Annotated in this window: 12 protein-coding genes and 1 other annotated feature; of the genes, 8 read left to right on the forward strand and 4 right to left on the reverse strand. The window is 40.3% G+C overall.

The genetic code is table 11. The annotated features are described in order from the left end of the window. Positions 1-60: 60 nt before the first annotated feature. From ACIQXV_RS21595 to ACIQXV_RS21610, 4 genes are all read left to right on the forward strand, one after another. Entirely contained in the window at positions 61-1,038 is a 978-nt protein-coding gene (locus ACIQXV_RS21595; protein ID WP_402961997.1) for an ABC transporter ATP-binding protein, read from the forward strand. Then, a complete protein-coding gene (locus tag ACIQXV_RS21600; protein ID WP_402961999.1) occupies positions 1,035-1,838 on the forward strand; it encodes an ABC transporter permease in 804 nt (267 codons plus the stop codon). Before ACIQXV_RS21595 ends, ACIQXV_RS21600 begins: the two co-directional genes overlap by 4 nt. Positions 1,839-1,844: 6 nt before the next feature. Then, a complete protein-coding gene (locus ACIQXV_RS21605) occupies positions 1,845-2,627 on the forward strand; it encodes an ABC transporter permease (RefSeq protein ID WP_402962001.1) in 783 nt (260 codons plus the stop codon). 716 nt (positions 2,628-3,343) lie between these two features. Beyond that, a complete protein-coding gene (locus tag ACIQXV_RS21610; protein ID WP_402962002.1) occupies positions 3,344-3,916 on the forward strand; it encodes a TetR/AcrR family transcriptional regulator in 573 nt (190 codons plus the stop codon). Between the two features lie 60 nt (positions 3,917-3,976). Here ACIQXV_RS21610 and ACIQXV_RS21615 read toward each other — a convergent pair whose 3' ends face one another. Further along, positions 3,977-4,231, reverse strand: coding sequence for an alpha/beta-type small acid-soluble spore protein (locus ACIQXV_RS21615; RefSeq protein ID WP_402962004.1), 255 nt, complete (start codon positions 4,229-4,231; stop codon positions 3,977-3,979). A gap of 102 nt (positions 4,232-4,333) precedes the next feature. Further along, positions 4,334-4,546 (forward strand) — a binding site (T-box leader). A 122-nt stretch (positions 4,547-4,668) separates the two neighbouring features. Between ACIQXV_RS21615 and argS the strand changes: the two genes are divergently transcribed. The 3 genes from argS to ACIQXV_RS21630 all read left to right on the forward strand — a co-directional run bounded on the left by argS (position 4,669) and on the right by ACIQXV_RS21630 (position 8,359). After that, positions 4,669-6,363 (forward strand): arginine--tRNA ligase, encoded by a 1,695-nt coding sequence (argS, locus tag ACIQXV_RS21620; protein ID WP_402962006.1) that lies wholly within the window; start codon positions 4,669-4,671, stop codon positions 6,361-6,363. A 70-nt stretch (positions 6,364-6,433) separates the two neighbouring features. Next, positions 6,434-6,895, forward strand: a complete 462-nt coding sequence (locus tag ACIQXV_RS21625) for a DinB family protein (protein ID WP_402962007.1) — start codon at positions 6,434-6,436, stop codon at positions 6,893-6,895. Positions 6,896-7,177: 282 nt separating this feature from the next. Further along, positions 7,178-8,359: a NupC/NupG family nucleoside CNT transporter gene (locus ACIQXV_RS21630; protein WP_402962009.1), complete on the forward strand. Its 1,182-nt coding sequence runs from the start codon at positions 7,178-7,180 to the stop codon at positions 8,357-8,359. 39 nt (positions 8,360-8,398) lie between these two features. Here the strand turns inward: ACIQXV_RS21630 and uptA are convergent, their stop codons facing one another. The 3 genes from uptA to mgtE form a co-directional block, all read right to left on the reverse strand. Beyond that, positions 8,399-8,992: an undecaprenyl phosphate transporter UptA gene (gene uptA / locus ACIQXV_RS21635; RefSeq protein ID WP_402962011.1), complete on the reverse strand. Its 594-nt coding sequence runs from the start codon at positions 8,990-8,992 to the stop codon at positions 8,399-8,401. A gap of 104 nt (positions 8,993-9,096) precedes the next feature. Then, positions 9,097-10,284 carry an FtsW/RodA/SpoVE family cell cycle protein gene (locus ACIQXV_RS21640; protein WP_402962012.1) on the reverse strand — a complete coding sequence of 396 codons (1,188 nt, stop codon included), beginning with the start codon at positions 10,282-10,284 and terminating at the stop codon, positions 9,097-9,099. Positions 10,285-10,634: 350 nt separating this feature from the next. After that, on the reverse strand, positions 10,635-11,993 hold the full coding sequence (mgtE, locus tag ACIQXV_RS21645) for a magnesium transporter (protein WP_402962014.1): 1,359 nt from the start codon (positions 11,991-11,993) through the stop codon (positions 10,635-10,637). 252 nt (positions 11,994-12,245) lie between these two features. Here mgtE and ACIQXV_RS21650 point away from each other — a divergent pair, with 252 nt between their 5' ends. Continuing rightward, a complete protein-coding gene (locus ACIQXV_RS21650) occupies positions 12,246-13,022 on the forward strand; it encodes a hypothetical protein (RefSeq protein WP_402962016.1) in 777 nt (258 codons plus the stop codon). The last annotated feature ends 169 nt before the right edge of the window (positions 13,023-13,191 follow it).

Genomic DNA, 13,191 nt, shown 5'->3' on the forward strand with positions numbered 1-13,191 from the left:
TTATAACCCGATGTTATTATTTTCCTCTGCGACTCAAAAAAGCGGGGAGGGAAACTACGATTGATTCAATTACAAGGTATTAGCAAATCCTATAAAATTGCCAAGCGCTCAACCGGTCTACGGCAGGCGGCAAAGTCATTATTTTACAGGGAGCATACGATTGTTGACGCCCTGAAGGACATTTCTTTTTCCATTAACCAAGGAGAAATCGTTGGCTATATCGGACCGAACGGGGCGGGTAAATCAACAACCATAAAAGTCATGAGCGGCATCCTGGTGCCTGACACCGGGAAGTGTACGATCATGGGGTATACACCCTGGAAAGACCGAACGCAGTATGTAAAAAATATTGGCGTCGTCTTCGGCCAGCGCTCTCAGCTCTGGTGGGATGTCCCAGTGATGGATTCATTCGAACTTCTCAAAGACATATATAAGGTTCCGCAACAAGACTATAAATCTACGATTGACCTGCTCATCGAAACTCTTGAACTACAAGAAATCGTCCATTCACCCGTCCGTCAATTAAGTCTAGGCCAGCGAATGCGCTGTGAGATTGCGGCTTCTCTCATTCACAATCCGACAATTTTATTTTTAGATGAGCCGACCATCGGGCTGGATGCTGTTTCAAAAATCGCCGTCCGTCAGTTTATCAAAACAATTAATCGAGAAAAAGGAGTTACTGTTATCCTAACAACGCACGATATGAATGATATTGAGGCATTAGCTGATAGGGTGATTTTAATTGGTAAGGGCAGCTTGTTATACGATGGCCATCTGGAGGAATTAAGGAAGCGATTCGGCAAGCATAAAACGATTACAGCGGATTATGGAAAAAATACAAACCCTATCCACATCCCTGGGGCCGCCACACTTTCGTGGACACCGGAACGTGTAGTGCTAAACATTGATACGGAACAGGTAAAAACCTCAGAGATCATTGCTCAATTATCCAACAAGGTCGAACTCTTAGATGTAACGGTCGAAACACAGCCAATTGAAGATATGATTGTTCAGCTTTATAAGGAGTACCAAATATGAGGGTGTATGGGTCGGTTTTAAAGCTGAGACTTTCAATGGGAATGCAATACCGTGCGGCGGCACTTGCTGGAGTGGCGACACAATTTTTCTGGGGATTTATCACAATTATGGTATTCGAGGCATTCTACGAATACACTGCCCAAACACAGCCGATTTCTTTAAGAGAAATCATCACTTACATATGGCTCCAGCAGGCCTTTCTTGTTTTCATTACGATGTGGTTTCGTGATAATGAGCTGGTTGAGTTAATTACAAGCGGAAATATTGCCTATGAGCTGTGCAGGCCTTGTGATCTTTATGGCTTTTGGTATGCGAAGCTTTTGGCGCAGCGGTTAGCTAGCGCTATATTACGCTGCTTTCCAATTTTAATCGTATCGTTTCTTTTGCCTAAACCCTATAACATGACTTTTCCACCTAGTTTAACTACCTTTCTATTATTTATAACGGCCTTACTTCTGGGCTTATTTCTGTTAGTAGCAATTTCGATGTTCTTATATATATCTGTATTTGTTACGATGTCACCGGCAGGATCCCTTTTACTTTTCTCTATCCTTGGTGAGTTTTTTGCCGGTTTAATTATTCCGGTTCCCTTGATGCCATTGTGGCTGCAAAAAATAGCGAATGTGCTGCCGTTCCGTTGGACAGCCGATTTTCCGTTCCGGGTCTATTCAGGCCATATCCCGCAGCATGAAGCTATGATCGGTATCCTCATACAGTTAGGGTATCTGCTTGTCCTCGTCTTATTAGGCCGATTTGCGCTTAACCGTGCAGTAGGAAAAGTTGTTGTCCAGGGAGGGTGATTCACATTGCGTCTTTATTATAAGTACTTGCTGATTCTGTTTAAATCACAAATGCAATATCGTATATCCTTTTGGCTGTTGACGATTGGTCAGTTTTTTATTCCTCTCACCATATTTGCCGGCCTGTATCTTTTATTTGAACGGTTTGGACAAATTAAAGGATGGGGGTTTTTTGAAGTGGCACTTTGCTTCGCGGTCATCCATATGGCCTTCAGCTTGAGTGAGTGTTTTGCCCGCGGGTTTGATGTGTTTTCAAGTTTAATTATTAAGGGGGAATTTGATCGGTTGCTCGTCAGACCGCGTAGTACCTTTATTCAAGTCCTTGGCTCAAAGTTCGAGTTTACTAGATTTGGCCGGCTACTCCAAAGTGTGATTGTTTTAATATGGGCTTTAAGCAATCTTCCCATCGAGTGGACTGTCATTAAAGCCATTACACTGGCCTTAATGATTATGAGTGGTGTGTTTATCTTTACCGGAATCTACATGCTTGCAGCTACCATGTGTTTTTGGACAGTTCAAGGCCTTGAAGTGGCGAATATTTTTACCGACGGCGGCAGGGAGATGGCACAATATCCGTTAAATATTTATCAAAAATGGGTAACCCGTTTCTTTACCTATGTGATTCCTTTTGGAACGGTAAATTATTTGCCGCTAAAGTATATTCTCGGAAAAATAACCGGAAACGACCTGACCCATATGCTGATGCCCGTTCTGGGGAGCTTGTTTATTCTTCCATGTTTTCTCGTCTGGCAAATTGGTGTCAGGCACTACCGGTCAACAGGGTCATAATTTTAGGAATCTGCAGCATTTCGTTTAATCAAACGATTAATTAGTGTAGCTCATTTAAAGTTGAAAATTAATCAAACAATTGATTAGTATATCATATTTAAAGTTATTGACAAAAATCCGCCCATTGGCATTCGATCATATCTATTATTTTAATTAATCAAACGATTAATTAGTATATCACTTAGAAATTTCCATTTTAATCAAACGATTAATTAGTATATCAGATTAGCGATTTTTCAATCCCGATGTTTGCTTGTAGCTGATTTGAAAAATATTTTTAAAGAATAGGTTTTTTAAGAACAGTGCCAGGCACTGTTCTTTTTAATCCTGCCATTTTAATCAAACGTTTGATTAGTTCGGTGGTATTCGAATTAAAGTTAATCAAACGATTGATTACCTATCCCATTAAAGAATGATTTTGCAAAATATTAATGGTTTTTCGCCAGTTTTTTTCGAATGCTCCCAACCGCCCAAAGCAGCAGTGGGATTCCCGCCATGTTGATCGGTAGAGCATAATACACCCAATAGGTTTTCATATAGCCAAAAGTGTAAGAGGAATTTGGATAGAATAGGGTTAAAGCGAAAAAGAATAGTGCTGTAATCCAAATCAATTTCCGCCAATTCAGGGAAAATTGAAACAGAGGACAGGCTGTGCTATAGTGAGATTAATTAGATTGACCGAAAAACTAAATTAGTCATTGAGGAGGGTGATGCGAATGGCACCCGACAGAAGAAAGATGATTGTGGAAGCCGCTACAAAGTCATTTTCATTATTTGGCTTTAAGGCGACGACCATGGATCAGGTTGCGAAGCTTGCCAATGTAGGAAAAGGGACCATTTATACTTTTTTTAAAAAAAAGGAAGAATTATTTGAAGAAATTATTTCTTCGTTAGTGAAAGAAATGATCCTAGAGGCAGATGCTGCCATCCAGCCGGATTTACCGTTCACGGAAAATGTCCATCGTGCCTTATACCGCTTATTAGAATTTCGCTCCCAGCATCAGCTTATGATTAAGCTTGTCCAGGAAGAAGCCGACATGGGAACATTGGCTGTTTCGGAAATGCTGCAGCATGTCGAGAACGAAATTATTGCCTATTTAAAGCAAAAAATTGAGACAGCCATTACTAAAGGTGCAATCCCGGCGATCAACCCTGAAATCACAAGCTTTCTATTGTTAAAAATGTATATTGCCCTTGTTTCTGATTGGGAAAGAAACCACGAACCTCTGAGTTCTGAGCAGATCGCTGAAATTATGAAGGTATTTCTTTTGAAGGGGCTGCCTAGGTAATAAATGAGAAAAGACTTGTGCAATTTGCTGCACAAGACTTTTCTCATTTTTAGTTCTTCATTACTGCCTTTTACTTAAGTTTTCCTGTGCCATTTTCACAAGCTCTCGGACCATGCTGCCGCCGAGCCTGCCGCCGACTTTTCCGGCCTGCTCGGATGTGAGCTGGCCGTTATACCCGTTTTTCAAAGGAACACCTACCTCCTCGGCAGCTTCAAATTTCGCAGCCTCAGGGGTCGCAGATTGAACGACTTTCGCTTTTAGTGCATCCAATCCTCTGCGTGCTTCCGGGACAAGTATTTTATTTCTTTTGGCCATTAAAATTCCTCCTTTGATAGTAGGATTTCCTTAATAAAAAAATAATCAACAATGACTGGATAAATCCTTATCTTTCCAGTATAATAACTGATAATCAAACCAGAAAAATCAATGAAAAAGAGAGTAGTTATCTGGAAAGTGAAAGCGAGTCAGGGGCGGTGTGAGCCTGATACGGAGCAGATAACGAAGCGCACTTTTGAGATGCTAACCTGAACCAAGTAGGGTACGCCGGAGTATGCTCCGTTATAAAATTAAGCCGGTTCTTTTTGAACAATTAGAGTGGTACCGCGGGATTATCAAACTCTCGTCTCTTTATATAAGAGGCGGGAGTTTTTTGTTTTTTGTGGAAAAGGGACGGAGCGCCGCATTAATGCGTCAGTTCAGCCCGTCAAAAGTTAGATAGTGATCATTTTTTTAAAAAAAGGAGGTCTATAAAAATGAATTTTAAAAAGGAACTGGCAGCCATTCTCTTTGAGTTGCTTGACCAGGAACTGACAACAGCGGAACTTGAACTAATGATTGAGAAACCAAAAAACGCCGAGCATGGTGACTTAGCCTTTCCGTGTTTCACATTGGCAAAGCTAAAAAGAAAATCACCTAATCTGATTGCCAAAGACCTAACCGAAAAGATTCAAACGCCACTATTTGAAAAGGTTGAAGTAGTAGGTGCCTACTTAAATATCTTTTTAAATAAAAAGCTGGTTTCGGAACAACTCGTCAACAGCATTATCGATCAAAAAGGCCTTTTTGGTACCCACGAATTTGGGAACGGCGGCCATGTCACGATCGACATGTCGTCACCAAATATCGCTAAGCCATTTTCAATGGGGCATTTGCGTTCGACTGTAATCGGGAACTCCATCGCACTGATCACAGAAAAATGCGGTTATAAGCCCATTAAAATTAACCATTTGGGCGACTGGGGCACCCAATTCGGGAAGTTAATTACCGCCTATAAACTATGGGGCGATCCCGAAAAAGTAAAACAAAATCCCATTAAGGAGTTACTCGCACTTTATATTAAGTTCCATGAAGTAGCAGAAACTGATCCAACACTCGAGGATCAGGGGCGCAGCTGGTTTAAACGATTGGAAGATGGCGACGCGGAAGCACTAAGCCTGTGGCAATGGTTCCGCGATGAATCGCTAAAAGAGTTTTCGAGAATTTATAAGTTAATGAATGTCGAATTTGATTCCTATGCAGGTGAAGCGTTTTATAATGACAAAATGGATCGCATCGTTAAGCTGCTAGAGGAGAAACAGCTACTGGTAGAATCCGATCAGGCAATGGTGGTCGAGTTAGCCGAGGAAGGGCTGCCGCCGTGCTTGATTAAGAAATCTGATGGCGCAACACTTTACGCCACACGTGATTTAGCAGCTGCCCTCTACAGAAAAGAAAACTATCACTTTGTTCATTCTTTATACGTGGTCGGCCATGAGCAAAGCCTACATTTTAAACAATTAATTGCCGTATTAGGAAAAATGGGTTACGAATGGGCAAAGAATATGGTGCATGTTCCATTTGGCATGATGTTAAAAGACGGTAAAAAGATGTCGACCCGTAAAGGAAAAGTCGTCCTCTTAGAAGAAGTATTAAATGAATCCATTGCAATGGCACACCACAATATCGAGGAGAAGAATCCAAATCTGGCAAACAAAGATGCAGTGGCGAAACAGGTGGGAGTGGGAGCGGTAATTTTCCATGACTTAAAGAACAACCGGATGAACGATATTGAATTTTCCCTAGAGGAAATGCTTCGTTTTGAAGGGGAAACAGGGCCGTATGTTCAGTACACCTTTGCCCGGGCTTGTTCGATTTTAAGAAAAGCGAATTGGCAGGCAGGTTTACAAGCTGAAACCTATACGAATTCTTGGGAAAAAGAATGGAAGGTGGCTAGCTTGCTTATGGAATTCGCACCTTCGATTAAAAGAGCTTGTGAGAACTTCGACCCTTCGCAGGTGGCCAAATATATTGTCGACCTTGCCCAAGCCTTTAATAAATATTACGCCGAAGTAAAAGTTCTAGAAGAAAACGAAGAGCGGGAGGCACGCTTGGCACTTGTTTACAGTGTAACTGCCGTGCTTAAAGAAGGCTTGCGTCTGTTAGGAATTGAAGCGCCAGAAGAAATGTAAAAGTGTTCATTTACTAATTACCTGATTTTGGTATAAAATATAGCTATGAAGTGAGAGGAGGCTAAAATAAATGAGTGAACTATTATTTAAGAGTCTTGAGTTAACAAGGAGCTTTTTAATTAAAAACGTGGAATCTTTAGACGAGGCAATTGTTGATATCCAGCCTCAAGGTTTTAATAACACGATCCACTGGCATGTGGGGCATGTGTTAACTGTAGCAGAGCAATTTATGTTTGGCTTTCCAAAAAAGTCGACCAACTTGCCTGCAAATTATATGGAATTTTTCGCAACACGTACGAAGCCGGCTGATTGGCAGGGCGATGTTCCATCCATTCAGGAATTGACAGCACAGTTAAAAGAGCAAATAAAAAGAATCAAGGAAATACCGGGGGAAAGCTTTAACGAAAAGTTGAAAACTCCGTTCCTAGGGCAAGAAACCTTTGGTGAACTTGCGAACTTTGCCGTTTTTCACGAGTCCCTTCATTTAGGTCAAATACAGGCGATGAAACGCGTCATCGAAGCGGCCAAGTAAGATACTGTTGTTAATTAGAATTTTTGCAAAATAAGATGCGAAGGTATGGAGTAAAATCTCCATGCCTTTTTATTATGAAGAAAAAAAGTGGATGATTCGATGGCAATAAGGAAAAAATAAAAGTTAGACGATAGTGAATAACCTGAATTTTACCACTTCCATGCAAAAGGTTGACACGAGTAAGAAGCAATCTTATAATCAAAATTACGTTTGAAAACGCTGTCGTTTTTTGTCGAATAATTTACATCATAGAAATTACATCATCTGATAGGAGAGAATGTTTTGAAATATATTTTGTTTTTGGCGGCATTGGTTGTGATCTTTTTTCTTGCCTTTATTGTAAGTAAAAATAAAAAAGGGATCAAGTTGAAGCCAATCGCTATCATGCTCGTTTTGCAGCTAGTATTTGCCTTTGTCCTGCTTAATACAGGGGTAGGCCTTGTGATTATTAGAGGAATATCAGGGATGTTTGAACATATTCTGGCATATGCAGCAGATGGGGTTAACTTTGTATTCGGCGGAATCGCGAATAAAGGAGCAGGGCCTTTCTTCTTAAACGTGCTGATGCCGATTGTCTTTATTTCCGTATTAATTGGAATTGCCCAGTATATAAAGGTTCTTCCGATTATTATCCGCTTCCTCGGTTTAGTTTTAAGTAAGATAAATGGTCTAGGGAAATTAGAGTCTTATAATGCAGTAGCATCTGCGGTCTTTGGTCAGTCTGAGGTGTTTATTTCGGTAAAAAAACAGCTTCCATACCTTCCTGAACATCGCTTGTATACGTTGTGTACTTCTGCAATGTCCACGGTGTCGGCATCGATTTTAGGGGCCTACATGACCATGATTGAACCAAAATATGTCATCACCGCACTTGTGTTAAACCTATTTGGCGGCTTTATTATTGCAAATATCATTAATCCTTATGTGGTAACAGAACAAGAGGATATAATTGAAATTCAAGAAGGAGAAAAACAATCCTTTTTTGAAATGCTTGGAGAGTATATTTTAGATGGTTTCAAAGTAGCTATTATCGTTGGGGCAATGTTAATCGGTTTTGTGGCCCTAATCAGCATGATTAATCATTTGTTTGCAGCCGCTTTCGGCATCAGCTTCCAAATGGCGCTTGGTTATGTGTTTGCACCACTGGCCTTTGTTATTGGCGTTCCCGCTTCAGAAGTTGTCGATGCCGGAACGATTATGGCAACAAAATTGTTATCAAACGAGTTCGTGGCTATGATGGATTTAGCAAAAATTACAGATACGTTGTCGAGCAGAACAGTTGGAATCGTTTCTGTATTCCTTGTTTCTTTTGCTAACTTTTCGTCAATTGGAATTATCACCGGCGCCGTGAAAGGCTTAAACGAGAAGAAGGGAAACCTAGTGGCAAAGTTTGGGCTTAAATTGCTTTTTGGTGCCACACTTGTAAGTTTATTAACCGCCGCAATTACAAGCGTAATGCTGTAATAATAAATACGAATGGAATACAAAAACCACCGAATCAATTTAGTCGGTGGTTTTCTTTGTTTTTTTAATTAAAAAGTAGATTACTCCCAAAACAACAGCTGCAATGATGATTGGTAGTATATAGGGCTGGGCGTATTCTTTTACATGTGACCAGTTTTTGCCCAACACCTTTCCTAAATAGATGAAGAGAATGGACCAAGGCAAAACGGCTGCCACAGTGTAAAGGGTAAATTTGGTTGCTGACATTTTGGCAATCCCGGCAGGAATGGAAATGGCATGCCTCACAACAGGTATGAACCTTGCAGAGAAAATTACACCGGCACCATATTTTTCAAACCAGTGCTCAGCGACATCAATATGACTCTTTTTAATCAGTACGTACTTTCCGTATTTCTCCAAAAATGGACGGCCGCCATAATAACCGGCCCAATATAAAAATAGCTGGGCAATCGTTCCTCCAATTGTACCGGCAATGACGGCTCCGGCAAAATTGAGATGTCCTTGTGAAATCATGTACCCGCCATAGCCTAAAACAATTTCACTTGGGATGATCTCTATCATTAATCCAAGGGCAATACCGAGGTATCCTAACTGTGATAAAAATTCCAAAATTGAGTTGATAAATTGTGCCATAGTTCACCTTCGCTTATGTAAATAATTGAGTCCAACCTATAATAGTGTATACCACTTTATCAGATATTCAAATTAATATGGTAGAAATGGACAAAGAATTCCTATTAGGCCTGTAACGAGTTCTCCGATGAAAACAAATATGTTTTATGGTGGTATCGGATACTGTATACAAGTCCCATTGCAAACATATTCCCCATGAGCGAGCTGCCGCCATAGCTGATAAATGGGAGTGGGATGCCGGTAATCGGCAGCACTTGAATCGTCATGCCAATATTTTGGAAGACGTGAAAGGTTATCACACTAATAATGCCTGTACAGACATAGGTATTAAAAGGATCTTTGGTGTCTAAAGAAGTCTTGATTAAATGATAAATGAGCAGAAAAAAGAGTCCAACGACGATACTGCCGCCAACGAAGCCATACTCCTCACCAATCACACTAAAAATGAAATCTGTATGGGCTTCCGGGATATAAACCTCACGATGGCCAAAACCTTTTCCGGTTATAAGTCCCGAGCCAATCGCGCTTAACGATTTTAACAAGTGGTAGCTAGAGCTTGTTGCATGACTATGGGGATCGAGCCAGGCATAAATTCGGTTAAACTGATAGGTTTGCACATGGAGATATTTTTCAAGAAATTCGGGCTTGATCAAAACAAGATAGAATATAAGAGCTGCAAAGGACGCGCCTGCACTGTATATAGGGATAATGATTTTCCACGAAATCCCGGAAATTAAGATAAGCCCTGTTAATATCGATAAGATGACGAGCGCTGTTCCAAGATCCGGCTGAAGCATAATTAACCCAAGCGGCACGGCTGTCGTTATTCCTAATTTTATAAGTAAAAGAAAGTCTGTTTTTAACGTTTTTTCTAAATGCTTTTCTTGGTGACTGGTAATGAGCCGGCTTAAGGCCAGGATCAAAAAGGTTTTCACAAATTCTGACGGCTGAATTTGCCCGATTCCTCTAATGACAAACCAGCTTTTTGCCCCGTTTCTTACAGGAGCAATGGATTCAGGTGCAACGTAAACGGCAATAAGTAAGATCAGACCGAAGCCATATAAATACCAGGAAAGCCGTTTATATTGATAGCCGTCGATAAAGATGGAAACGGAGATAATTGCGGCACCAATCACATACCAAAAAACCTGCATGATCAAAAAATTCGTCGTGCCGTATTGCCCCGATGCTTGTGCACTATAAATGGCCGCACAGCTGACTAAGAAAAAAAGAAATAATAATAATGTTAACGTCCAATCAAATCGATCGTCATTTTTCTTGTATTTATCCATTGGCCACACCCAAATTTTCTCTATAATGATCTTTCATGCTAGCAGAGAAAAGGTCCGCTAACAACGCTTATTCAGGGAAAATATTACATCCCTCCCTTTATATAACGATTCCATGAATGAAAGGTTTCATTTAATTAATAAATATTATTGATCTTCGAAAACTAAGATAAGAAGTATAAATTTTGACTTTGAGAATTGTCCAGCTCCAGCGCCCTTGCGGCTAGTGTCCTTCGCTCTCCGCCCTACGATAAGTCAAACACGAATGCGCCTCCGGCTCTTCGTGTTTCCTTTATCTCAGTTGGAGCGCTCCAGGCCATACGCCGCAGACCAGGGAGCCTGCGCTTTTCTTATTACATCAAGTGCTTTAAAAACATGGTGGCAATGCCAAAGTAGGTTAGCAATGAAAATATGTCGTTTAAGGTGGTAATCAGTGGCCCTGAGGCCACTGCAGGGTCAATCTTCACCTTGTAAAGGATAAGGGGGATAATTGTTCCCGCGAGTGTCCCGATAATCAGGGTAAGAAATAGGGAGCAGCCGACCACAGCTCCTAGTATCAAATTTCCCTGCCATACGTAAGCGATAATGGCAATTAGAACTGCGCATGTTAGGCCAATGGTTATGCCGACGCCCAGTTCCCTCATGACTAAACGGGTAACCACTTTTCTATCAATATCGTACGAAATAAGTCCTCTAACCACAACCGCAAGTGATTGTGTCCCAGTGTTTCCCGTCATCCCGGCAATCATCGGCATAAAAAAGGCTAAGGCGACCACCTGTTGAAGGGTATCCTCAAAACTACTGATGATTCTACCCGAAATTACACCAATGAATAATAGTAAAATGAGCCATGGAAGCCGTCTAGCGGCAGCTGTCAATGTTTTCGTTTCGAAGTCAATTGATTTCCCTGATGCCGATAATTTTTCAATATCTTCATTTGCTTCTTTAATGACGACGTCGATAATGTCATCGACTGTAACAATCCCGACAAGGACATTGTTCTCGGCGACAACTGGGATCGCTAAGAAATCGTAGCGCTCTGCTGTTCGCGCCACGACTTCCTGGTCAGTGGTTACCGAAACGGAAATGACGCGTTCATACATAATCATCCGGATTTTTTCCTCCGGTTCCGCTAACAATAAATCCCGGTAAGAGACGACCCCGACAAGCTTTCTAGCTTCATCAATGACATACAGATAGTTAATCGACTCAGCAAACCCGGCAAAGATTTTAAATTTATCGACTGCTTCTCTGACGGTAAAATAATCACGGATCCAAACAAAGCGGTTGGTCATAATTCTTCCGGCTGTTTCCGGCGGGTAATTCATTATGCCTTTGACAGCATTGGACTCTTCCGTTTTCATTCCCGAAAGCAGCGAATCCTTTTTCTCAGGGGACAATTCATTTAATAATAATGCCAGATCGTCATTATCCATTAAATCTAGAACCTTACTGGATTTTTCGATGCCGAGAATGTTTAATAAACCGAGCTGTTCCTCCTTATCAAGTTCTTCCATAAGGTCTGCTAAGACGTCAAATTTTAAAAATAATAGAAACCTTCCTTTATGCTTTTCCGGTAATTCTTCATAAATTTTTGCTACATCATAGGGTTGAAGTTCTTCGAGCATCGCTTCAAAATCAACCTTTTTGTTTTCTTTTAAGGTTTTTATTATATAAAGGCTTATTTCATCTGAAGTCATATCTTTAATCATGGTTTGCTGTGCTCCTTTCATTAGGTGCATGGATGACAAAAATTGTCTACAATTAGATAAATGAACCAATAATATTCAAGTGGATATAAAAATAGTATGTGTAACACATGATAGTTTTTTGTAAACGAAATGAAATATGCTAATTGACCTATTATTTGATAAAATAAGGAAGTATTTATAAAAGCATTTGGAAGTTTCATGGGAATTATCCTGAAAACTTATTTAAATGCAGTTGAACGGAGGAGTTTGGCTTTGAAAAAGCATCATCAAGACATACGGGATCTCATCTATATTCATTTAAATCAAACAGACCAGTATGTACTGTCCTACGGTATCGAATTCGCTGAATTTGCTGCTGCTTTTTCAGGTTCATTAAATCATCTGCTTTTACTAAAGCACCGCTTTGATGATGCTGATTTTAATATGCATACGCTGCTCGAATATTGTCCGGAAGAGAGAATTAACAAGTTAGCTGCAGAAGATGTATACAGTTACGGAAACTTCTGCTGGATCGACTTTATTGAAGATGAAGTATTGAATGAGCTTTCAGGTCAGGAATTAGCTGAATTATTATATCTAGGCCATCAAAAGCAGCATTTAAAATTGCCTTTTTATAATAAATTGGGAAACCGTTTTGTGTATTTGGCCCATGATGATGGCTGGTATAACAAAATCTATTATCGCAGCTTCAAGGATTTCTTCCATTTATTAAGTGAAGTACTAGCCGGCAAGCTAGGTGAGATGAGGCTGGAAAAATCAATCCTGGGAATTCGGAAAAAACGTGATTATCCACAAGTAAATAAAGAAATCCTGCTTTCGTTGACACCCTTCATAAAAGAAGGAATTTGTATCTCTTTAAGAGATGCTGATCACCAGCGTGGCCGGATTGAAATACCGATTTGGGTGGTTGGCGATTTCGCGAATATGGATGATATGGTGGAGGAATACGAACAAATCTCCAATAAACCCTTCCATGCGAAAATCATCTTTGATAAAAAAACAAAAGAATGGAAGCTAAATGTCATCTAAATCTCTCCATATTGGGGAGATTTTCTATATCGTAGGCCAAATGGTTGTTTTGAAGCAAGCCATATGTATCATAAAATATTGAAGAGGAAAAAACATTAAAAAACACGTCTGCCACATTTCCTTTCTTATTTAATAAAGTGTTAAAATAAAACCGTGAAAGAGAATATGG

Origin of the sequence: Neobacillus sp. NPDC097160 (assembly GCF_044762155.1) — a bacterium.
Classification (GTDB): Bacteria; Bacillota; Bacilli; order Bacillales; family Cytobacillaceae; genus Neobacillus.